Annotated in this window: 19 protein-coding genes; 7 read left to right on the forward strand and 12 right to left on the reverse strand. The window is 69.3% G+C overall.

Annotated features, from left to right (window positions below; genetic code table 11):
* From LCL61_RS33715 to LCL61_RS33730, 4 genes are all read right to left on the reverse strand, one after another.
* Positions 1-203 (reverse strand): hypothetical protein (locus LCL61_RS33715; protein ID WP_340683488.1); only part of this gene is annotated, 203 nt, incomplete at its 3' end.
* 133 nt (positions 204-336) lie between these two features.
* Entirely contained in the window at positions 337-3,741 is a 3,405-nt protein-coding gene (locus tag LCL61_RS33720) for a S8 family peptidase (RefSeq protein ID WP_340683489.1), read from the reverse strand.
* A 375-nt stretch (positions 3,742-4,116) separates the two neighbouring features.
* The gene (gene serA, locus LCL61_RS33725) at positions 4,117-5,715 is read right to left on the reverse strand and encodes a phosphoglycerate dehydrogenase (RefSeq protein WP_340683490.1); all 1,599 of its coding nucleotides are present in this window, start codon (positions 5,713-5,715) and stop codon (positions 4,117-4,119) included.
* 101 nt (positions 5,716-5,816) lie between these two features.
* Positions 5,817-6,383, reverse strand: a complete 567-nt coding sequence (locus LCL61_RS33730) for a helix-turn-helix domain-containing protein (protein ID WP_340683491.1) — start codon at positions 6,381-6,383, stop codon at positions 5,817-5,819.
* Positions 6,384-6,479: 96 nt separating this feature from the next.
* On the opposite strand from LCL61_RS33730, the gene LCL61_RS33735 reads away from it, so the two are divergent.
* From LCL61_RS33735 to LCL61_RS33750, 4 genes are all read left to right on the forward strand, one after another.
* Positions 6,480-7,388 carry a TIGR03620 family F420-dependent LLM class oxidoreductase gene (locus tag LCL61_RS33735; RefSeq protein WP_340683492.1) on the forward strand — a complete coding sequence of 303 codons (909 nt, stop codon included), beginning with the start codon at positions 6,480-6,482 and terminating at the stop codon, positions 7,386-7,388.
* Positions 7,385-8,221, forward strand: coding sequence for a TIGR03620 family F420-dependent LLM class oxidoreductase (locus tag LCL61_RS33740; RefSeq protein WP_340683493.1), 837 nt, complete (start codon positions 7,385-7,387; stop codon positions 8,219-8,221). The genes LCL61_RS33735 and LCL61_RS33740 overlap by 4 nt, the downstream gene beginning before the upstream one ends.
* Entirely contained in the window at positions 8,205-9,161 is a 957-nt protein-coding gene (locus tag LCL61_RS33745) for an ankyrin repeat domain-containing protein (protein WP_340683494.1), read from the forward strand. The genes LCL61_RS33740 and LCL61_RS33745 overlap by 17 nt, the downstream gene beginning before the upstream one ends.
* 276 nt (positions 9,162-9,437) lie before the next feature.
* Positions 9,438-10,439 carry an NADP-dependent oxidoreductase gene (locus LCL61_RS33750; protein ID WP_340683495.1) on the forward strand — a complete coding sequence of 334 codons (1,002 nt, stop codon included), beginning with the start codon at positions 9,438-9,440 and terminating at the stop codon, positions 10,437-10,439.
* Positions 10,440-10,517: 78 nt separating this feature from the next.
* On the opposite strand, the gene LCL61_RS33755 is transcribed toward LCL61_RS33750, so the two are convergent.
* The 4 genes from LCL61_RS33755 to LCL61_RS33770 form a co-directional block, all read right to left on the reverse strand.
* On the reverse strand, positions 10,518-10,781 hold the full coding sequence (locus LCL61_RS33755; protein ID WP_340683496.1) for a DUF397 domain-containing protein: 264 nt from the start codon (positions 10,779-10,781) through the stop codon (positions 10,518-10,520).
* 75 nt (positions 10,782-10,856) lie between these two features.
* A complete protein-coding gene (gene ilvC, locus LCL61_RS33760) occupies positions 10,857-11,870 on the reverse strand; it encodes a ketol-acid reductoisomerase (protein WP_016336537.1) in 1,014 nt (337 codons plus the stop codon).
* 33 nt (positions 11,871-11,903) lie between these two features.
* Positions 11,904-12,410 carry an acetolactate synthase small subunit gene (gene ilvN, locus LCL61_RS33765; protein ID WP_034315713.1) on the reverse strand — a complete coding sequence of 169 codons (507 nt, stop codon included), beginning with the start codon at positions 12,408-12,410 and terminating at the stop codon, positions 11,904-11,906.
* Positions 12,407-14,281: an acetolactate synthase large subunit gene (locus tag LCL61_RS33770; protein ID WP_340683497.1), complete on the reverse strand. Its 1,875-nt coding sequence runs from the start codon at positions 14,279-14,281 to the stop codon at positions 12,407-12,409. Before LCL61_RS33770 ends, ilvN begins: the two co-directional genes overlap by 4 nt.
* 321 nt (positions 14,282-14,602) lie before the next feature.
* Here LCL61_RS33770 and LCL61_RS33775 point away from each other — a divergent pair, with 321 nt between their 5' ends.
* Entirely contained in the window at positions 14,603-15,061 is a 459-nt protein-coding gene (locus LCL61_RS33775) for a PH domain-containing protein (protein ID WP_340683498.1), read from the forward strand.
* Positions 15,062-15,124: 63 nt separating this feature from the next.
* On the forward strand, positions 15,125-16,969 hold the full coding sequence (gene ilvD, locus LCL61_RS33780; protein ID WP_340683499.1) for a dihydroxy-acid dehydratase: 1,845 nt from the start codon (positions 15,125-15,127) through the stop codon (positions 16,967-16,969).
* A gap of 82 nt (positions 16,970-17,051) precedes the next feature.
* On the opposite strand, the gene LCL61_RS33785 is transcribed toward ilvD, so the two are convergent.
* The 3 genes from LCL61_RS33785 to LCL61_RS33795 all read right to left on the reverse strand — a co-directional run bounded on the left by LCL61_RS33785 (position 17,052) and on the right by LCL61_RS33795 (position 19,445).
* Positions 17,052-17,594, reverse strand: coding sequence for a DoxX family protein (locus LCL61_RS33785; RefSeq protein WP_340688741.1), 543 nt, complete (start codon positions 17,592-17,594; stop codon positions 17,052-17,054).
* An 88-nt stretch (positions 17,595-17,682) separates the two neighbouring features.
* Entirely contained in the window at positions 17,683-18,507 is an 825-nt protein-coding gene (locus LCL61_RS33790; protein ID WP_340688742.1) for a DUF72 domain-containing protein, read from the reverse strand.
* 32 nt (positions 18,508-18,539) lie between these two features.
* Positions 18,540-19,445, reverse strand: coding sequence for a 2-hydroxyacid dehydrogenase (locus LCL61_RS33795; protein ID WP_340683500.1), 906 nt, complete (start codon positions 19,443-19,445; stop codon positions 18,540-18,542).
* Positions 19,446-19,614: 169 nt separating this feature from the next.
* Between LCL61_RS33795 and LCL61_RS33800 the strand changes: the two genes are divergently transcribed.
* Complete coding sequence (locus LCL61_RS33800) at positions 19,615-20,838, forward strand: PQQ-dependent sugar dehydrogenase (RefSeq protein ID WP_340683501.1); 1,224 nt, start codon at positions 19,615-19,617, stop codon at positions 20,836-20,838.
* Positions 20,839-20,844: 6 nt separating this feature from the next.
* Here the strand turns inward: LCL61_RS33800 and LCL61_RS33805 are convergent, their stop codons facing one another.
* Positions 20,845-22,245: an alpha/beta hydrolase family protein gene (locus LCL61_RS33805; RefSeq protein ID WP_340683502.1), complete on the reverse strand. Its 1,401-nt coding sequence runs from the start codon at positions 22,243-22,245 to the stop codon at positions 20,845-20,847.
* Between the last annotated feature and the right edge of the window lie 45 nt (positions 22,246-22,290).

Consider the following 22,290-nt stretch of genomic DNA (forward strand, 5'->3'; position numbering starts at 1 on the left):
TGAGACACCGGCGGGCCTGTGTGGCAATGACCGCGGACGTACGCTGGGCGAAGGTCCGAACGCGCTGTGGCGTCCCGGGAGGTCGATGTGGAGAGCGCGAATGCGGTGATCGCGCCGCGGTTGCGGGCGTCCTGGCAGCGCAGCGCCCGGTACGGCGCGCCCGAGGACGAGGTCCGGCCGGTGTTCACCGGGTCGTTGGACACCGGTTCGCTGCTGTACGAGTGCGGCAACGAGGTGTTGCGGGGTCTGCAGGCGACGTTGGCGAATGAGCCGGCGGAAAGCATGCCGCCAGGGCGTCCCCTCACCTCATCGAACGCGGACTACCGCACTACCGCGTCAGCCCACACCGATCGGCTGACGTCCGGTGTGCCGCCCGCCGTTGCCCGGCCGGTCGACACCCGTGTCGCCGTTGCCGTTGTTCGCCTGGATCTTCACCACGCTCGCCCGGTTGCCCGAGGCGTTGTGGTGCTCGATCGCCAGCAGGCCCAGCACGGTGTCCTGCGCGGCCGCGTTGCGGTTGACCACCAGCGCCGTGCCCGGCTTCGCGACGTAGCCCAGCGCGGAGTCGCCGCCGCCCTGGACGGTGTACGCGGGAGCCAAGGCGTCGAACGAAAGCGGCGTGCCGACGTAGTCGATGGTCGACGAGTCCGCGCCCGGCGCCGCGTAGAACCCGGAGGTCCCGACCGTGTAGCTGATCTTGTGCGACGCGGCGTTCGGGTCGATGCCCAGCGCCGCGATGCTCACCGGCAGCACGACGACGTTGGTGTCGTACACGTTCGTGTCGACGTCGCCGAGCTGGCCGTTGATCGGCTGGATGTCCACCTGCGGGAAGCCCGGCTTCAGCGCCACGGTGACCGCAACGAGGACATCGGTGGACGTCACCTTGGTCACATAGGTTTCGAAGTCCGGCTGTCCGTCGCCCGTGGTGTCGATGTCCACGAACGGCGAGGTGTTGCTGCCCAGGTTGGCCAGGTCGCTCCAGGTGGTGAGACCGAAGGCCAGCAACGCGTTCTCCGGCTCACCCTGCGCCTTGGCCAGCGGAGCCGTCGACGCGGCGCCGATGTAGCGCAGGTCGGCGCCCTTGGCGGTCTGGTTCAGGGTGCAGTCGGTGGTGACGTCGCCGTCGCACTCGGGCAGCTGCGGGGATTCCGCCTGCAGTTCGAGCACGCTGATCAGCGAGCGGTACCGCTGCGCACCGGTGCCCTGGTCCACGCCCTTGCCGGTCAGGTTCAGCACGGCCTGGGTCTGACCGGCGCCGAAGTTGACGTTGCCCGGGGTGTTGATGGCCGAGACCGGCTTCGGCGCGGAGTACACCGAAAGCCGCAGCGGAACGGTCGTGCCGCTCTTCGGGGTGAACGCGATCCGGCCGGAGGCGTCCGCCACGAACTGCCGGGCGAGGCCGACCTGCGTGGTCGCCATGGTCGGGTCGATGACCTTGCGGAGCGCCTTGGGGTCGGCGATCTTCAGGGTCACCTTGACCAGCGCGATACCGCGCGGGCTCAGCTTCACCGTCGGCTTGTCCACTGTGTACTCGACACCGGGGAGCGCGTTCACAGCTTCGTAGCCCACCGAGTACTCGACCGGCTTGATGCCCTTGTTGACCACCTTGACCGTCTTGGTCAGGGTGACCGGCCCGCCCGCTTCGACGACGCCGAAGTTGACCGAGACGAAGCCGGGGTTGTCGACGACGTAGGCCAGGACCTGGTTGTCCAGCGCGGCCTTCGCGTCGATCCGGCCGCTGCCGACGCGCTGCGGCCCGTAGACGCGGCCCGACGCGTCGCGGATGTCGTGGCCGGCGGTGTTGATGACCGAGGCCTTGACCTCCTCGACCGACCAGTCCGGGTGCGCCTGACGGATCAGGGCGGTGATACCCGAGGTGTGCGGAGCCGCCATCGAGGTGCCGGAGATGACCAGGCGACCGGCCCCGCTCCCGCTCAGCGCGGACGCGATCGAGTCACCGGGCGCCGCGACGTCCGGCTTGACGGCCGGACCACGCCCGCCACGCGAGGTGAACGAGCTCGGGGTGTCCACAATGGACTGGTCGGTGGTCGGCACGGACACGCGGCCCTTGCCGGTCATGCGGACCTGCAGCGTTCCCGCGGCCACCGCGGGACGGACCGAGGCGGTCGCGCTGCCGGTCAGCTGGAACGTCGGCAAGGCCGCGTTGCCCGCGATACCGGCCGAGAAGTGCTCCAGCGTCGACGAGAACAGCGCGCCCTTGGCACCGGCGGCCTGCGCGTTGTTCGAGCGGGCGCCCGAACCGCAGGCGCGGGTCGCGTCGTTGTCATCCCATTCGAGGAATACGATCTTGCCCGCGGCCTTGGCCTTGTCGGCTTCGGAGTACGGCTTGCAGCCGGCGGCGTTGTCGGCCGACAGCGTGACCACCGGCGCGGTGACGTCGAGCGTGTCGTAGGTCGCGTAGTTCTGGCTGAACTGCCCGGTCTTCGCGCCCTTCACGCCGTCGGGAGCGACGGCTTCGACGGCGTCGCGCAGGACGGACGCGTCACGGCTGCTGGCGACGGTCAGCGCCTCGGGCGTGTTGCCCGGCGCGCCGCCGACGTCGTTGAGGTCGCCGCCGTTGCCCGCGGAGAACACCGGCACGACGTTGTTCGCGGCGATCTTGCGCACGAACAGCGAGTCCGGGTCGTCCGGGGTGGCGAAGTCGCCGCCCAGCGAGAGGTTGACCACGTCGAGGTGGTCGGTGAAGTCGCCGTCACCGTCCGGGTCGAGCGACCAGTCGAGCGCCTGCGAGGTGACGTTGGTCGAGCCGTCGCAGCCGAAGACCTTGATCGCGTACAGCAGGGCCTTGGGCGCGGTGCCCGGGCCGATCTGCATCGCCTCGATCTTCTTCTTGTTCAGCTTCTTGTAGTCGCCCGTGAAGGTCTTGCCCGCTTCGTCCACACCGAATCCGGCGACCGTGCCCGCGACGTGCGTGCCGTGGTGGCCGCACGAGATCGGGTTGGGGTCCGGCTTCGGGGTGTTGAGGGCCGGGTCGTCGCTGCCCGAGTCGTAGGCGTCGCCGACCAGGTCGATACCGCCGACGACCTTGTCGGTCGGGAAGGCGGGGGTGGCCTGGTCGCGGTTGATCGCCTTGTAGGCCTCGGCCGTGCCCGGGCCGCCGAAGGTGGCGTGGGTGTAGTCGATGCCGTCGTCGATCACGCCGACGCGGATGCCGTCGCCGTAGCGGCCGGTCTGCTGCCAGGAGGCGAGCGTGTTGGTCAGCTGGACCGCGCTGGAGTTGGTGCGGGTCTTCGGCACGACCTTCTTGACCGAAACGACGTCCGGCCGCTTCGCCAGCTCGCGGATCTTCGCGGCGTCGGCGGTGACGACCGCGCCGGCGACCGCGTTGGCGGTCTGCGTGACCAGCTGGGTGCCGGCGTCGGCGGCCTTGAGCTGCCCGACGACGGAGTTCACCGTCGCGGCGGCGTCGGCTTTGGCGTCCTTCGCGGCCTTCTTCGCCTGTTCCTTGCCTGCGCCCTTGTTCTGCTCGGCGTTGAAGGCGTCGACGGCGGGCTGCTTGGCCAGCTCGACGAAGGCGGTGATCTTGCCTTGGGCGGCCTTGAGCTTCGGCTCGACCTTCCCCTGGAATCCGTTACGGTCGATCTTCGCCGGCGTGACGCCGTCCGCGAGGGGGACATCCTGCGCGGCCGCGGACGCCCCGGTCACGGACGTCACGAGCAACGCGGCGAAGACCGCGGCCGACGAGCGGATCGCCCATCGGGGTACGCGGGATCTGTTCATGAGTACGTGCCCTCACTCGAGGCCTGGACTCGGAACCTGCCTGCCGCTCGAACACACCCCCGACGGTGAGCCCCGGCGCCGCGCCGTGCCCTTGACGACGCGATGGTTCGGCCTCGCCGGAAGAACCTATCGGGGGACCAGCCCGACTTCAGTAGGCATTTTTCACCGTTATTGAATCTTGCTCTGCGTTCTCGCGAACCCCGCACACACAACAACCACAGTTAGTCGACTAATTGCGAAATGCGTGTGAGGGCCCCCTTCTCTCGGCTGAGCCGAGGGNGCCGGTCGCCCGGCGGTCGAAGCACGACGGGGTGTCGCCGATCGCCGTGCCCGACGGCTGAGCCGAGGGAAGGGGGCCCTCACGCGCATTGTGGGTCAGCCGAAGTTGACGGCGCGAATGGTGTGCGCGCCGACGGTGGCGCCGATCGGCTCCAGCAGGTGCGAGTCGACGGAACGGTCCACGCGCAGCAGCATGACCGCGTCCGCGCCGTCGGTGGTCTGGCTGATCTGCGCGGCCTCGATGTTGAGGCCCGCCTCGCCGAGCAGCGTGCCGACGCGGCCCATGATGCCGGGGCGGTCCGGGTACTCGAGCAGCAGCACGTTGCCTTCGGCGCGCAGATCGAAGTGGCGGCCGTTGACCTCGACCAGCTTCTCGACCTCGTCCTTGCCGGTGACCGAACCGGACACCGAAAGGGTCGTGCCGTCGGCGTGGACCGCGCGGACGGTGACCAGGCTGCGGAACTTGGGGCTTTCGGTCTCGGTGACCAGATCGACCTGGACCCCCAGCTCTTCGGCCACGCGCGGCGCGTTCACGAAGGTGACCTGGTCTTCGACGACGCCTGAGAACACGCCGCGCTCGGCCGCGAGCGGCAGCACGCTGACGTCCTCGGTGGACAGCTCGCCCTTGACCACGACGGTGACCGAGGCCGGGGCCTTCGGGTTCAGCGCGGTCAGCACGGTACCGAGCTTCTGGGTGAGCGAGAGGTACGGCCGGACGTGCTCGCCGACCGTGCCGCCGCCCGCGACGTTCACCGCGTCCGGCACGAAGTCGCCGCGCAGCGCGAGCAGCACGGACTTCGCGACGTCGGTGCCCGCACGGTCCTGCGCCTCGGCGGTCGAGGCGCCAAGGTGCGGGGTGACGACGACGTTCGGCAGGCCGAACAGCGGGCTTTCGGTGGTGGGCTCGGTGACGAACACGTCGATACCGGCGCCGCCGACGTGGCCGGAGCTGACCGCGTCCGCCAGCGCCTGCTCGTCGATCAGGCCACCGCGCGCGGCGTTGACGATGATGACGCCCTGCTTGGTCTTCTTCAGCGCCTCGGCGCCGATCAGGCCCTTGGTCTCCGGGGTCTTCGGCAGGTGGATGGAGATCGCGTCGGCGCGCTCCAGCAGCTCGTCCAGCGTGACCAGCTCGATGCCGAGCTGCGCGGCGCGGGCGGCCGAGACGTAGGGGTCGTAGGCGATGAGCTTGGTGTCGAACGCGGCGAGCCGCTGCGCGAACAGCTGGCCGATCTTGCCGAGGCCGACCACACCGATGGTCTTGCCCTGGATCTCGACGCCCGAGTAGGCGCTGCGCTTCCACGCGCCGCCTTGGAGGCTCTGGTCCGCGGCCGGGACCCGGCGGGCGACGGCGAGCAGCAGCGCGACGGCGTGCTCGGCGGCGGAGACGATGTTCGACGTCGGCGCGTTGACCACCAGGACACCGCGTTCGGTGGCGGCGGGAACCTCGACGTTGTCCAGCCCGACGCCGGCGCGGGCGACGACCTTGAGCGAGGTGGTGGCGCCGAGGACCTCGGCGTCGACCTTCGTCGCGGACCGCACGAGCAGCGCGTCCGCCGTCTTCACGGCTTCGAGCAGCGCGGGGCGGTCCGTGCCGTCCACATGCTGGACCTCGACCTCGTCGGAGAAGACGCTCAACACGGAGGGCGCGAGCTTCTCGGCGATGAGGACGACGGGCTTGTTCGGCTTGGTCACGATACGGCTCCCACTATCTGGTCTGTGCCTGCGACTCACTGTTGACGGTCACGCCGTTGTGCCCGGTTGCGCCGCAGTTTAGACCTGGTGACAGGGGATTGTTAACTCGCCCGTAATCCGGCGAAAACGAGATCGAGGAGGCGTTCGAGGCCCTTGTCACCCGAAAGGTGTTCACTGGCCCAGGAAAGCGCGTGCAGCATCACCAGGATTTCGGGCACTGTGACGTCCGCCCGGAGCTCCCCAACGGCCTTCGCCCTTTCCACCAGGTGGGACACCTGGTCCCGCATGGCGTGACAGGACGCGTAGAGCGGCGAGGTCTCGTCGTTGAGGACGTCGACCATCAGTTCGGGCAGTCCGCGGTAGCGCGCCGACTGTTCACCCATCCCGGCGAGCCAGGCCTTCAGCGCGTTCAGCGGCTCCGGGGAGTCCAAGAGTTCGCGGGCCGCCGCGGCCTGCGTGTCGAAGCCTTCGCGAAGAACCGTCTCGACGAGAACCTCCCGTGTCGGGAAGTGCCGGTAGAGCGTTCCGATGCCGACACCGGCCCGGCGCGCGATCTCTTCCAGGGACGCCTCGACCCCGTGCGCGGCGAAGGCGCGTCTTGCCTCTTCGAGGAGGCGCTCGTAGTTGCGCCGGGCGTCCGCCCGCAGCGGCTTCTTCTCGGTGTCCATCGCGCTCCCGAGCCTAGTCTCGACAAATCGGAGGCAGCCTCCGTATAGTCGGACGACGTAAGCGGAGGCTGCCTCATGTTAGCTGGGGAGACACGAATGACGTTGATCGACGAAACCCGGGAGCGGCTGGGCCCGGTGGGTGTCTGGCTACCGGTCGGCATGTTCATGCCGACCCCGGACGAGGAACGGCGGGCGATACGACGCCTGGAAGAGCTGGGTTACCGCACCGTGTGGGGCGGCGAGGGGCCGGGGAACCGGGAGCTGTTCGCGTACAGCGCCATCACGCTCGCGTCCACCGAACGGGTGGTGGTCGGCACCGGGATCGCGAACATCTGGTCGCGGCCCGCGTACACCGCCCACAGCGGCGGGCGGACGCTCGCGCAGGCATTCCCGGGCCGGTTCGTACTCGGCGTCGGGATCGGGCACTCGTATCAGGCGGCGAAGGCGGGCTCGGACTACCGGCCGCTCGAACAGACCCGTGACTACCTCACGGCCATGTCCGCGGCGGCGGAGGAATTCCCCGCGCCGGTACCGTTTCCGCGCGTCCTCGCCGCCGTCGGGCCGAAGATGCTCGAACTCGCGCGGGAGCTGACGGACGGCGCGCACCCGTTCGCCCAGCCCTTCGAGCACACGCCGTACTCCCGCGAGATCCTCGGCCGGGACAAACTGCTCATCCCCACCCATTCGATTCTTCTCGGCGAACGCGAGCAGGCGAGGGAGAGCGTGGCGAGGGATATCGGGCTGATGAAGCAGTACGGCGTCCCGCACTACTTCAAGGGCTGGAAGCGGCTCGGCTACACCGACGCCGACATCGACGACGTCAGCGACCGGCTCGTGGACGGGCTGACCGCGTGGGGCGGCGAAGAGCGGATCGCCGGGCGGATCAAGGAACTCGTGGACGCCGGCGCGGACACCGTGCTCGTCCATCCCGCCGGGGACGATCTTCAGTCCATGGTGGACCAGCTGGAACGGCTCGCCCCGGCGCTGGCGGAGGTGACCCGATGAGCGTCGGGATCTGGACGTTCTCGTTCGACGGCAAGCAAATCGGCGAGGTCCGCGAGGCGGCCGCGGAAGTCGAAGAACTCGGCTTCGACACGCTGTGGTTCGGGGAGTACCTGGGACGGGAGGCGTTCACACAGGCAGGGCTGCTGCTGGCGGCGACGTCCCGGCTGACCGTGGCCACCGGTATCGCGCGGTTCTCCCACCGCGCACCCGTCGCCGCGGCCGCCGCCGAACGGACCCTCGCGGAGGCCTATCCGGGCAGGTTCACCCTCGGGCTGGGCGGTCATCTGCCGGGCGCGAAACCGCTGGAGGCGATGCGCGGCTATCTCGACGAAATGGACAAGACCGATCTGTCCACACCGGACTCCCCTCGTCGGCGGCTACTGGCCGCACTGGGGCCGAGGATGCTCGCCTTGGCCGCGGAACGCACCGATGGGGCGCATTCGTACTTCGTCCCTGCCGAGCACACGGCGCTGGCGCGGAAGGCCATGGGACCTTCGGCCTTCCTCGCCGTCGAGCAGGCCGTCGTCCTCGGATCGGACCGGGAGATCGCACGGCGGCACGTGTCGATGTACCTGGACCTGGCCGCCCACCATCGGGCGAATCTGCGGCGGTTCGGGTTCACCGAGGAGGACTACGGCTCCGACCGCCTTGTGGACGCGCTGGTCGCCGTCGGGGAGGACGAGATCGACGCCCGGGTGCGGGCGCATCTGGACGCGGGCGCGGATCACGTCTGCCTGCAGGTGCTGACCGAGGACGACCGGATCCCGCTGACCGAATGGCGGGTTCTGTCGGGGGTCGGGGGTAGCGTGCGGGAGCGTGACGTCACCGGCTGAACTCGCCTTCGAGAAGGCACGGGAACTGATCGACGCGCGAGACCTCGCCGGGCTCGCGCGCCTGATCGGTGACCTGCCCACCCTCGTCCACGCACACGGGAAGAACGGGAACGACCTGCTCGGCATGGCCGCCGCGACCTGCGACGAGCGGCTGTGCCGGATCCTGCTCGATCACGGCGCCGATCCGGCGTCGGCCAACGTCCACGGCTGGACGGCGTTGCACCAGGCCGGGTACGCCGGGCTGCCGCTGCTGGTCACGATGCTGCTCGACGCGGGCGCGCCGGTCGACGTTCCCGCCCGCGGCGACGGCGGGACACCGCTGGTGGTCGCGCTGTTCTGGGGCCATCGCGAGGCGGCGGAACTGCTGGCTTCGCGCAGCCTCTCCCCCGGCAATCTCCGGGTGGCGGCGGGACTCGGCCGGGACGATCTGCTCGACGAGTTGCTCGCGCCGGACGGCACGCTCTCCCCCGCGGCGGGCGCGCATCGCGAGTTCCACCGGCCGCACAGCGGTTTCCCGGAATGGCGGCCGAGCGACGATCCGGCCGAGGTCGTCGACGAGGCGCTCGCGTGGGCCGCGCGGAACGACCGGTCCGACGCGGTGCGGACCCTGGTGGCACGAGGTGCCGATGTGGACGCCGACGTCTACCGCGGCACGGCGCTGACCTGGGCCGCCGCTCAGGGGAAGGCTTCGGCGATCAGGACTTTGGCGGAGCTCGGCGCCTCGGTGAACCGCCAGGGCACCTTCGGCGGGCTTTCGCACGGTGAAGGTGTCACGGCGTTGCACCTGGCCGTGCAGGGAGGGCATGTGGACGCGGTGCGGGCTCTGCTGGAAGTGGGGGCGGATCCTTCGCTCGAGGATTCGCTGTACGCGTCGTCGGCCTTGGGGTGGGCCGAGCATTTCGAGCAGACGGAGATCCTGGCGGTGCTGCGGGACGCCTGAGCGCGGGATCCCGCATGCATGCGTCGCGAAGGGGCCCGACCGGCCTCACCGACCCACCCCGCCTCGTGCGATGAAGGGGCCTTTCACAGCAAATTTTGCTATGAAAGGCCCCTTCATCGCANNNATGAAGGGGCCTTTCACAGCAAATTTTGCTATGAAAGGCCCCTTCATCGCACGAACCAGCACTTGCGCCGTCAGCGAGGCTGTCCCGATCCTGACGCCTCCTGGCCCGCCTGAACCTCGCCCAAAGTACGACACTCGCCGAACAATGGACCCATGCGAGCGATCAGTCAAAACCGCCTCGGCGGCCCCGAAGTCCTCGAACTCGTCGACATCGAGAGACCCACCCCCGGCCCGACCCAGATCCTGGTCCGGGTGCACGCCGCCGGTGTCAACCCGGTCGACTGGAAGACCCGCGAGACCGGCGGCATCGGCCCGATGGGCGATCCGCCGTTCATCCTCGGCTGGGACGTGTCCGGCGTGGTCGAGGAGGTCGGCGCGGGCGCGTCCCTGTTCTCCCCCGGCGACGAGGTCTTCGGCATGCCGTCGTTCCCGTTCCAGGCCGGCGCGTATTCCGAGTACGTCGCCGCGCCGAGCCGCCACTTCGCACGCAAACCGTCCACTTTGGACCACGTGCACGCGGCCGCGGTCCCGCTCGCCGGGCTGACCGTCTGGCAGAGCCTCGTCGACACGGCGGACATCCAGCCGGGGCAACGGGTTCTGGTCCACGCGGCGGCGGGCGGGGTCGGGCATCTCGCGGTCCAGATCGCCAAGGCGCGCGGCGCGTACGTGATCGGGACGGCCAGCGCGGCCAAGCACGAGTTCCTCCGCGGTCTCGGCGCGGACGAGCTCATCGACTACCGCACGACGGATTTCGCCGAGGAGGTCCGCGACGTCGACGTCGTCCTCGACACGATCGGTCAGGAGTACGGGCCGCGGTCGCTCAAGACGCTTCGCCGCGGCGGCAGGCTCGTCCAGCTCACCCGCACGAACGACGAGCGGCTGCCGGAACTGGCCGATGCCGCAGGAGTCACCGCAGGGTTCACCCTCGCCGAGCCGGACCGCGCCGGGCTGCTCGCCCTGGCCGAACTCGTCGACAGCGGGCACCTCAAACCGACCATCGACACGGTGTTTCTTCTGGAAGAAGCCGCGAAGGCCCAAGAACTGGTCGCCGCGGGGAAGACCACGGGAAAGGTCGTGCTGTCCGTCGCGGACCGAGGGCCGCGAAACGCTCCGGGGCCCAGCGTCGAGCCCTCTATGACTCAAAGGCTCCTTTGAAGACCTGCAATAGAGAGGTAAGGCAAGGTGACGCGGCCGAGCTTGTGCCGTGAAGGCCACCTTTGCCTTACCCCTCACTCAGGCGGGAAGGTCGAATTCGCCGTCCCGCACGCCTTTCAGGAACGCGTCCCACTCCGTCGGCGTGAACACGAGCAGGTGGCCGTCCGGTTCGACGGCCCGGCGCATCGCCGTGTAGGTGACACCGTCGGTGTGGGGCACCAGCGCGTACTCGACGGCATCCTCGAGATTCGCGCCCTCCGGTTCCGCCCGGATCCACACCGCGTCGCTCAAGTCCAGGTCCGGCCGGATATGGGCCTTGTCGTCCACCGGCTGCTCACTCATGGTGCCCACGCTATCGCTTTCCGATACGCAAAACGAAGGGGCCCTTCGTGATGAAGGGCCCCTTCGTGGTGACAACTAGGCGGTCTCGGTGATCGGCCGGTCCACCCACGACATCAGGTCGCGCAGCTTCTTGCCGGTCTCCTCGATCGGGTGCTGGTTGCCCTGCTCCTCGAGCTTGGTGAAGTTCGGGCGCCCGGCCTCGTCCTCGGCGACCCACTCGCGGGCGAAGGTGCCGTCCTGGATCTCGCCGAGGATCTTCTTCATCTCTTCCTTGACCGCCGGCGAGATGACGCGCGGGCCGCGGGTCAGGTCGCCGTACTCGGCGGTGTCGGAGATCGAGTAGCGCTGACGCGCGATGCCGCCCTCGTACATGAGGTCGACGATCAGCTTCAGCTCGTGCAGCACCTCGAAGTAGGCGATCTCCGGGGCGTAGCCGGCCTCGGTGAGCACCTCGAAACCGGTCTGCACCAGCGCTGAGGCGCCACCGCAGAGCACGGCCTGCTCGCCGAAGAGGTCGGTCTCGGTCTCCTCGGTGAAGGTCGTCTTGATGACACCGGCGCGGGCGCCACCGATGGCGGCCGCGTAGGAGAGCGCGAGCGCCTGCGCGTTGCCGGAGGCGTCCTGCTCGACCGCGATGAGCGCCGGGACGCCCTTGCCGTCGACGAACTGGCGGCGGACCAGGTGGCCCGGGCCCTTCGGCGCGACCATGGCGACGTCGACGTTGGACGGCGGCTTGATCAGGTCGTAGCGGATGTTGAAGCCGTGGCCGAAGAACAGCGCGTCGCCGTCCTTGAGGTTCGGCGCGATGTCCTGCTCGTAGATGAAGCGCTGCTTGGTGTCCGGCGCGAGGATCATGATCAGGTCGGCTTCGGCGCTGGCCTCGGCCGGGGTGAGCACGCGGAGCCCCTGCTCCTCGGCCTTGGCCCGCGACTTCGAGCCCTCGGGCAGACCGATGCGGACATCGACACCGGAGTCGCGCAGGCTCAGCGAGTGCGCGTGACCCTGGCTGCCGTAGCCGATCACGGCGACCTTGCGACCCTGGATGATCGAAAGGTCCGCGTCGTCGTCGTAAAAGATTTCCACTGCCATGAGGGGTACTACTTCCTTTCCTGACTTACAAAGTTATCGAGCGGAGGTGGCGGTGATGGACCGGGCGCCCCGGCCGACCGCGACCATTCCGGACTGGACCAGTTCGCGGATGCCATAGGGCTCCAGCATCCGCAGCAGGGCACCGATCTTGTCCGAGGTGCCGGTGGCTTCGACGGTGAGCGCCTCGGGCGACACGTCCACCACTTTCGCGCGGAACAACTGCACTGTCTCGAGGACCTGGCTGCGCACGGTGTTGTCGGCCCGGACCTTGACGAGCAGCAGTTCGCGCTGCACGGCTGTGGACTTTTCCAATTCCACGATCTTGATGACGTTGACCAGCTTGTTGAGCTGTTTGGTCACCTGTTCGAGCGGTAGCTCTTCGACGGCGACCACGATCGTCATCCGGGACACCTCGGGATTCTCCGTGGGCCCGACGGCGAGGGATTCGATGTTGAAACCACGCCGGGAGAACAGTCCGGAAACCCGCGCGAGGACACCGGGCTTGTTCTCGACCAGAACGCTCAGGGTGTGCACGCTCATCGGGCGTCTCCTTCTGTGGCGGCGTTCAGCTCCGCCTCGGCGGCGACCTCGTCGTCGTCGAAGAGCGGGCGGATCCCGCGCACGGCCATGATTTCGTCGTTACCGGTGCCCGCGGCCACCATGGGCCACACCTGGGCATCCTTCCCCACCACGAAATCGATCACGACGGGGCGGTCGTTGATCTCCATGGCACGCCGGATGGTGGCGTCGACGTCCTCCTTGGTCTCGCAGCGGAGCCCGGCGCAGCCGAGCGCCTCCGCGAGCAGGGTGAAGTCGGGGATGCGGTGCTTGTGCGTACCGAGATCGGTGTTGGAGTACCGCTCGGAGTAGAAGAGGTTCTGCCACTGGCGGACCATGCCGAGGTTGCCGTTGTTGATGACGGCGACCTTGATCGGCGCGCCTTCGATGGCGCAGGTGGCCAGTTCCTGGTTCGTCATCTGGAAACAGCCGTCGCCGTCGATGGCCCAGACCTGCTTGTCCGGCACGCCGAACTTGGCGCCCATCGCGGCGGGGACGGCGAAGCCCATCGTGCCGAGACCGCCGGAGTTGATCCAGGTGCGCGGGTTCTCGTACTTCACGAACTGCGCCGCCCACATCTGGTGCTGGCCGACGCCCGCGGTGTAGACCGCGTCCGGGCCGACGAGGGAACCGATGCGCTCGATGACGTACTGCGGGGAAAGCGTCCCGTCTTCGGGCCACTCGTAACCGGCCGGGTAGTCGTCACGCCAGGCGCTCGCCTGCGTCCACCAATCCTTCAGATCCGGCTTCGCGGACTTGTCGGTCTCGGCGCGGACGGCCTCGATCAGCTCGGTGATGATCTCCGCGCAGTCGCCCACGATCGGCACGTCCGCCTTGCGATTCTTGGAGATCTCGGCCGGGTCGATGTCGGCGTGGACGATGGCGGCGTCCGGCGCGAACGAGGACAGCTGCCCGGTGACGCGGTCGTCGAAGCGGGCGCCGAGGGCGATCAGCAGATCCGCCCGCTGCATCGCGGCGACCGCGGCGACCGAACCGTGCATGCCCGGCATACCGAGGTGCTGCGGGTGCGAGTCGGGGAAGGCGCCGCGGGCCATCAGCGTGGTGACGACCGGGATCCCGGTCAGCTCGGCCAGTTCCATCAGCTGGCGCGAGGCGTCGGCCTTGATCACGCCACCGCCGACGTAGAGGACCGGGCGACGCGACTTGCCGATCAGCCGGGCGGCCTCGCGAACCTGTTTGCCGTGCGGGCGCAGCGTGGGCCGGTAGCCCGGCAGCCGCAGCTCCGTCGGCCAGGAGAAGGAGGTCATCTCCTGCAGGACGTCCTTGGGGATGTCCACGAGGACCGGGCCGGGCCGGCCGGTCGAGGCGAGGTGGAAGGCCTCGGCGATGGTGCGCGGGATGTCGGCCGGATCGGTGACCAGGAAGTTGTGCTTGGTGATCGGCATCGTGATGCCGCAGATGTCGGCTTCCTGGAAGGCGTCCGTGCCGATCAGCGCGCGGGACTGCTGGCCGGTGATGGCGACGACCGGGACCGAGTCCATGTTCGCGTCGGCCAGCGGGGTGACCAGGTTGGTCGCGCCGGGACCCGAGGTGGCCATGCACACCCCGACCTTGCCGGTGGCCTGCGCGTACCCGGTGGCGGCGTGGCCTGCCCCCTGTTCGTGGCGGACCAGGACGTGGCGGACCTTCGTCGAGTCGAGCAGCGGGTCGTACGCCGGGAGAATGGTGCCGCCCGGAATACCGAACACGACCTCCGCGCCCACCGACTCGAGCGAGCGGACGAGCGACTGCGCGCCCGTGACCCGCACCGGGGTCCCGGCGGGCGGCGCCGGCTTGGGTCGGGCACCGGTGGTACCGGAGTTCGCTTCAGCTCGCGAGGTGGCACTAGTCATCGCTGTTTGCCTCGTCTTGTCTAGTCACTCGTTCGGGTATTCATTGGCTGGTCGGGCAAGTGAAATTGTTCCAGGCAACAAAAAACCCCCGCCGACCGGAGTGGTCGCACGAGGGTCGCGCGTCGACGCAGCGGAGACTTCCCTAAGCGTCGACGCGCTTGGGAAGTACGAGGCCGGTCTGCGTTGTCACGAGAGTGAAGCTAGCCGGTCGCCGTCAAGAGTGTCAACTCTGCGGGACGGCGATTCCGCATGCTGGACACCTCCGGTGCGTCGCGCGACCCGCGTTCGGGGCCTTCGAGGCGGCGGTGCACCATCTTTGACGTGGCAGAAGAAAAGCAGCGGGAACAGGCGAACGAGGACCGCAAGGCCGTCTTCAAAATCCCGAACACGGCATTGCTGGCGATCGCTTTCCTCGTCGTTTGTGTGACGCCTGTCGCGTTCGGCGACGTGCCGTATCTCCAGTGGCTCTACCTCTTCCCGATCGCGCTGGCGGTGTTCGTCATCCGGACCCGCACGACGGCGACGGCCAAGGGGCTGGAGGTCCGCACGATGTTCGGGCGGCGGGACCTGCCGTGGACCTCACTCAAGGGCCTCGCCATCACCGACAAGGCGAAGGTGCAGGCGGTGCTGAAGGACGAGACCAAGATCCCCCTTCCCGCCGTACGCACCCGTCACCTGCCGGTGATTTCGCTGGTCAGCGCGGGCCGCATGGCCGATCCCTCGGGGCTGACCGACGACGTGGCCAAGGCTCCGGAAAAGAGCGACGATTCCGGGGAGTAGGATTGGTAGGACCAGTTTGGCGTTCGTTCGCCCTGGTCCCCATCCCGAACCTTGGAGTCAGCCGTGCCTCAACTCCGTTCCCGGACCACCACCCACGGCCGCAACGCGGCGGGCGCCCGCTCGCTCTGGCGCGCCACCGGAATGACCGACAGCGACTTCGGCAAGCCGATCGTCGCCATCGCGAACTCCTACACCCAGTTCGTGCCGGGGCACGTGCACCTCAAGGACCTCGGCGAGATCGTGGCAGGCGCGGTCAAGGAGGCGGGCGGGGTCGCCCGCGAGTTCCACACGATCGCCGTCGACGACGGGATCGCCATGGGGCACAGCGGAATGCTCTACTCGCTGCCCTCGCGCGAGATCATCGCCGACTCCGTCGAGTACATGGTGAACGCGCACCAGGCCGACGCGCTCGTCTGCATCTCCAACTGCGACAAGATCACCCCGGGCATGCTGAACGCCGCCATGCGGCTGAACATCCCGGTGGTGTTCGTCTCCGGCGGTCCGATGGAGGCCGGGAAGGCCGTGGTCGTCGGCGGCGTCGCGCAGGCGCCGACCGACCTGATCACCGCGATCGCCGCGTCGGCCAGCAGCGAGGTCGACGAGGACGGGCTGTCCATTGTGGAGCGCTCCGCCTGCCCGACCTGTGGTTCGTGCTCGGGTATGTTCACCGCGAACTCGATGAACTGTCTCACCGAGGCGCTCGGGCTCTCCCTGCCGGGCAACGGTTCCACCCTCGCCACGCACGCCGCCCGCAAGGCGCTTTTCGAGGACGCCGGGCGCACGGTCGTCGAACTGTGCAAGCGCTGGTATGAGCAGGATGACGAATCCGCGCTCCCGCGCTCGATCGCGTCGAAGAAGGCGTTCGAGAACGCGATGGCCCTCGACATGGCGATGGGCGGCTCGACCAACACGGTGCTGCACATCCTCGCCGCCGCGCAGGAGGGCGAGGTCGACTTCACCATCGACGACATCGACGCCATCGGCCGCCGCGTGCCGTGCCTGTCGAAGGTCGCGCCGAACTCGGACTACCACATGGAGGACGTCCACCGCGCCGGCGGCATCCCCGCCATCCTGGGCGAACTGCACCGCGGCGGGCTGCTGAACACCGACGTCCACTCCGTGCACTCGCCGGATCTCGAGTCGTGGCTGTCCACTTGGGACATCCGCGCGAAGGAACCGTCGGAGCGGGCGATCGAGCTGTTCCACGCGGCGCCGGGCGGGGTCCGCACCACGGAGGCGTTCTCCACCGAGAATCGGTGGTCCTCTTTGGACACCGACGCCGCGAACGGCTGCATCCACGACGTCGAACACGCGTACACCCAGGACGGCGGGCTCGCGATCCTGCGCGGCAACCTCGCCGAGAACGGCGCCGTCATCAAGTCCGCGGGCATCGACGAGGAACTCTGGCACTTCGAGGGCCCGGCGCGGGTGCTGGAAAGCCAGGAGGAGGCGGTTTCGGCCATCCTCAAGAAGGAGATCCAGCCCGGTGAGGTGCTGGTGATCCGCTACGAAGGCCCGGCGGGCGGCCCCGGCATGCAGGAGATGCTGCACCCGACGGCGTTCCTCAAGGGATCGGGACTGGGCAAGAAGTGCGCACTGATCACCGACGGCCGGTTCTCCGGCGGCTCGTCGGGTATCTCGGTCGGGCACATCTCGCCCGAGGCCGCCGCGGGCGGGACGATCGGCTTGGTCCAGAACGGCGACCGGATCCTGCTCGACGTCCACGAGCGCCGTCTCGAACTGCTCGTCGACGAGGACGTCCTCGCCGAGCGGCGCGCGAAGATGGAGGCGAGCGAGCGGCCGTGGCAGCCGGTCTCGCGGGACCGGAAGATCACCGCCGCGCTGCGGGCCTACGCGCGGATGGCGACTTCGGCCGACACCGGCGCCGTCCGGGACCCGAGCAAGTAGCACGCATTCAGAGGACTAAATGCGCCCTTCGCTCACTCCACGAGGGCGGAACGAGCGCATTCAGTCCTCTGAACGCGGGCGGTCAGCGGCAGAGGACGAGCACCACGACCGAAGCGGCCGCCGCCAGCAGCAGCCCGATCAGCCCGAACGAGAGCGGCCGCTTCCGCCACGGGGTGTTGACGTCCAGCGCGATCCGCCCGGAGCCCGCGAGCAGCACGGTCAGCGAGGCCGCGCCCAGCAGGAGTTCGAACTCGAAGCCCTGCCCCTGCTGCTGGAAGAATCCGCCGCCGAACTTGACGTAGACGATGTTCGCACAGACCCCGAGGAGCGCCGCGGCACCGATCGGGGTGAACAGGCCCACCAGCACGAGCGCGCCGCCGACCACCTCGCTGATCCCGGTGATCCACGAAAGCAGCGTGGTCTGGCTGGTGTAACCGAAGCCGCCGAGCACCTTGGCGAACCCGCCGACCCCGGGCCCGCCGAAAGCGCCGAAGAGATGCTGGAGCCCGTGCGCGCCCATGGTCACGCCGAGCACCACTCGCAGGACGAGCAGACCGAGGTCGATCCCGCCCCTGGTCTCCACCGGGGCCGGGCCGTTGTCGGGCTCGGCCACGTCCGAGATCATGCTGGTCTGGTAGTCATCGCTCACGCGCGAAGGGTAGGCGAAACCAGCCCGTCAGGCGACCGAACCGCCGGACCGGTGGCCGAGCGGCTCAGAACAGGGTCGCCGGCTCGACCGGTTCGGGCTCGGGCAGCGGGTCGAGGCCGGGCACCAGGGCGCGCACGTCGTCGTGGAACCGGCGGGCGAGCGCCGGGGCGTCGTCGTTGTCGGGCGTGTGCACGAAGACCGTCGGCGACCGGCCGTCACGCAGCCACCCGGCGACCACCTCGGTCCACGGCTCCCATCCCCGCGCGGTCTCCTCGGCCGAATCCCGGCCCAGATAACGGACGATCGGCCGGTCGGTCAGCGCCCGCGTCCGCCGCGGCAGCCGGGGTTTCTTGGCCCAGGCGTCCTGCTCGGCCTCGCTGACCGGCGGGCTCCCGAAGAAGACCGTGGTGTCGAACGGCACCCACTCGGCGTCCGCGTCGGCGAGGGTCCTCTCCAGCAGCGACGTCGCACCGGGATCGGTGTAGAACGCCGGGTGACGCACCTCCACGGCGCGCCGGAGCCCGGCGGGGAGACGGCGGAGGAAGCGGCCGAGGGCGTCGGCGTCCGGCGGGCCGAACGAGCCGGGCAGCTGAGTCCACAGGACCGCCCGGTCGCCGAGGGGTTCGATCGCGTCCAGGAACGCCCGCATCTCGGTCTCGACACCGGCGAGCCGTCGCTCGTGCGTGACGACCTTGGGCAGCTTGACCACGAACCGGAAGCCGGGGCCGGTCTGCCGCGCCCACGCCGCGACGGTGTCCCTGGCGGGCGTCGCGTAGAAGGTGGTGTTGCCCTCGACCGCGTTGCACCAGCCGGCGTACGCCCGCAGTCGCTCCCCGGCGGTCAGCGACCGCGGGACGAACCGCCCGGCCCACGCCTTGTGCGTCCACATCGCACAGCCGACATGAAGATTCGCCACGCTGCTCAGTATTCGCCGTGGACCAGGTTCTTTGGCAACTCTCCGCCCAGATAGTGGCTCAATTCCCGGACCACCACCGCGTAGGCGCGCTGCCGCCTCCCGCTCACGGAGCCCGCGACGTGCGGTGTCAGCAGCAGTCCCGGACAGTCCCACAGCAGGTGCCCGGCGGGCAGCGGCTCCGGGTCGGTCACGTCGAGCGCGGCGCGCAGCCGTCCCGACGCGAGTTCCGCGACGAGCGCGTCGGTGACCACGACCGCGCCCCGCGAGACGTTCACGAGGATCGCGTCGTCCGGCATCGCCGCCAGGAACTCCGCGTCGACCATGCCCCGCGTGTGCGGGGTGAGCGGCACCATGAGCACCGTGACGTCGTGGTGGGGCAGCAGGACGGGGAGTTCGTCGGCGCCGTGGACACCTTCGCGAGCGTTCGCGCCCACCATCGTGCAGCGCACGTCGAACGTCTCCAGCCGACGGCGCAGATGCCTGCCGAGGTCGCCCGCGCCGATGATGAGGACCCGCTTGCCCTGCAGGGTGTCGGTGGTCCGGCGTTCCCAGTGCTTCCGCCGCAGGCCTTCGGCGAAGCCGTCGAGACCGCGGTAGATCGCCAGCAGTACCGCGACGACCCACTCGGCCGAGCTTCCGCCGTGCGCGCCGCGGCAGGTCGAGAGCAGGACACCGTCCGGCACCTTGCCGACCCAGTCCTCGGCACCCGCCACCAGCAGCTGCACGAGTTTGACGTTCGGCAGTGCGCGCCAGAGCTCGTCGCTGGGCCGGTCACCGGTCACGAGGACCTCGGCCTCGGCGGCTTCGGGAGGCACCGGCTCGCCGTGGCGGTACCTCACGGGACGCACGCCGTCGATCTCCGAAAGCGCGGCCACTCCCTCTTCGTCGGGCACGAGAACGGTCACAGTCATGATCACCACGGTATCCAGTACCTCCGTGTCTCTGCCGGTGAACCCACGTCCGCGATAGCGGGGCCTTCGGCCATGGCGGGTTTCACGCTTATGCCACTTTTTCGAGGACATCTCAGCTCCGCCAGTACCTCTTACCCGTGGCTCACGTACGCCCACCTAGGCTTGCCCCGTGCGTACCCGGTACCGGCGGAAATGGACCGCGCCGCTGGCCATGCTGGCCTGCGGCGCGCTGATGCTCTCCGGGTGTGCCGAATTCGACAACACCGCCGCCGGGCAGAAGTTCACCCCGGTCAACCCGCCGTCCCCCGAGGTCCCGCCGCACGTCGGGCCCGGCGGTGAAGCGGGCGACTCCGGTCCCGGGCGCGGCGGCGGGCGGAACCAGACGCCGACGCCGGTCCCGCCGCCACAGGGGTGCAAGGACTTCGACAAGGCCGTCATCGCGACCTGCCTGGACACCGTCGCCGCCGTCGCCGCGATCCCCGGTGACGGTACCGCGCCCAGCGCGCTCGCGGGCGAACGCAAGAGCGGCCGGATCCTGCTCGCCGCCGCGGAGAAGGACCCGGCCGGCTGGGCGACCGTCCCCGTGGACGGCTCCGGCGACGGCGGCCTCACCTCGCTCGCCCTCTCCCCGGGCTTCGCCGAAGACCAGCTCGTCTTCGCCTACATCACCACCCCGAACGACAACCGGGTCGTCCGGCTGGCGAAGGGCCAGGCGCCGAAACCGGTGCTGACCGGCATCCCGAAGGGCGCCACCGGCAACCGCGGCGCGATCAGCACCGACGCCAAGGGCGCGCTCCTGGTCGCCACCGGCGACGCGGGCAATCCCGGACTCGCCGCGGATCCCGCGTCACTCGCCGGGAAAGTGCTGCGCATCGACACGTCCGGCAAACCAGCCGCGGGGAACCCCACACCGGGTTCGGCGGTCTTCTCGACCGGCGTGCACTCCCCCGGCGGGATCTGCCGCGACCAGACCGGTTCCCGCGTGTGGCTGACCGACAGGCTGGCCGACAAGGACGTCCTGTACCGGCTTCGTGGCGGCCAGCCGCTGACCACCCCGGCCTGGAGCTGGACCGACAAGCCCGGGGTGGCGGGCTGCGCCGATTTCGTCGGCGCCACCGGCTATCTCTCGATCACCACGTCGATCGCGGGCAACCTGCAGAACCTGCCGGTCACCCCGGACGGAGCGGTGACCGGCAAGCCCAACGTCTTCATGGACGGCAAGGTCGGCAAGCCGCCGAAGACCTTCGGCAAGTTGTCCGCGATGAGCATGGTCAACCCGCAGATCGCGCTCGCCGGGACGGTCAACAAGGACGGCGGCACCCCGGTTTCGAGCGACGACCGCGTCGTCATCATCACGCCGTCGGCCAGCTCCGGCGGGGGCGGCAAGGACTGAGCGGCCTCACCTGGACGGCCTCGGATGGGCAGGCGGCGTGAACCGGGTGAACAACGGCGCCATCTCCTTCTCCTTGCCCTGCGGGTCGAACAGCTCCCGCACGAGCCGATACGCGGGGCCGAGCGCGGTCGCGGCGGCGGTGAGCCGGCGCGGATCGGTGGACGGCCAGTGGCCGGAGTCCACTCGGGACAGCAGGGTGCGCAGCAGGACGATCTCCTCGGCCGCGTTGAACGAGCAGTGACCGCCCCGGCTGACGTAGGTCTGCCGCAGCAGACCGGGATCGCCGTTGCGCCGTACCTGGTCGCCGTACCATCGGGCCTGCCCCGCGATGGCGCCGCCGTCTCCGGTGGTGTGCGCGGTCAGCACGGGTGACGGCGTGGTGCCGCGCGCCACCATGTAGCGGTGCATGTAGGCCTGCGCCTTCGGATCCGCCGAGATCCGCGGGGCCGCGGCGAGCCGGTCGAGATCGGCTTCCAGATCCACGCCTCCGGCGCGGTAGGCGTGCCGGACCAGGTCGAGCCCGCTGGAACGGGCGAGCTGACGCCGATAGTCGATCCCGGCGTTCGAGGACGGGTTCCCGCCTGCCCGGTGCTCGATTTCGGGACGTGCGGACGGTCCGTAGCCGTACACGTAGGCCCCGGTGACCCACAACGCCTGCTGCGCGAGACGGTCGGCGGGGTCCGTCGGCTCCGGTTCATGCGCGAGCGCCCAGCCCGGGACGGTGCCCAGTGCCCCGGCCAGCGCGATCCGGGCCCGTCCGGCCTCGGTCTTTTGGGCTTCGGCCACGACGGCTTCGAGCGCCGCCTGCGCGCCCTGCGGGTCGCGAGGCCGGACGAGGTCGATGTCCGCGTCCGGTGCCAGCAGGGTCTTGAGCGCGAAAAGCATGTCCAGAGCGCTGTTCCACGTGCCGTTCGCGTCGTACTCGCCGCACTGCGTCAGGACGCCGTCGAACCGGCCCGGGTTGTTCTCGGCCAGCTTCAGGGAGATCACGGCGCCCATGGACATCCCGCTGGTGATGGTCCGCCGCGGTTTCCCCACCTTGGCCTCGAACCAGTCGAGCAAGGCGATCTGATCGGTCAGGGCCTCCTCGATCGCGTGCCCGTAAACGCCCTTGTAGTTCGACGCGGCCAGCGCGTAGCCCTGATCGAGCAGCCAAGACTCGGTCTCGGGTCTGGTGGCCAGCATGATCTGCTCCGGCTTTCCCCATTCCTCCACGTAGAGCCCGTGGCTGTAGAGCACCAGCGTGCCGTTCCAGCGTTTCGGCACTTTGACCAGGTAGTCCGCTCCGTCGATCGTCCCTTCATGGACGCGCGAGCGCTCTTCGGCGGCCGCCGGTGTGGCGGTGAACAGTGCCCCGAAGAGGAGCGCGACGAGCACGGTGATCAGCGTCCTGCGTGTGTGAGTCATACGGGAAAAATTAGGTGACCAAATGGTCACCTGTCAACGCCGTAT

Origin of the sequence: Amycolatopsis coloradensis (assembly GCF_037997115.1) — a bacterium.
Lineage (GTDB): Bacteria > Actinomycetota > Actinomycetes > Mycobacteriales > Pseudonocardiaceae > Amycolatopsis > Amycolatopsis coloradensis_A.